At 53.0% G+C, this 232-nt stretch carries 1 protein-coding gene; it reads left to right on the forward strand.

Annotated features, from left to right (window positions below):
* A partial coding sequence (locus tag Q4563_RS23035) for a hypothetical protein (RefSeq protein WP_442903879.1) occupies window positions 1-232 on the forward strand: 232 nt, incomplete at both ends.

The following is a 232-nucleotide window of genomic DNA, read 5'->3' on the forward strand; positions in this document are numbered from 1 at the left end:
GGCCAAGGATGTTGGCGAATGGGCGTTTTATGGTGCGGCGTTGTTGATGGTGCTGGCGTTGATCAAGCGCTTTCCCTATCACTGGTTCAAAAAAACGCACACCCTGATTGCGGTAGCGTATCTGGCTCTGGTTTTTCATGCGGTGGTATTGGTGGAGTTCGATTACTGGTCACAACCGATTGGCTGGTTACTGGCTGTGTTGATGTTGGCAGGAACGGCCGCTGCCTTGTGG

The organism is Gilvimarinus sp. 1_MG-2023 (assembly GCF_030548285.1).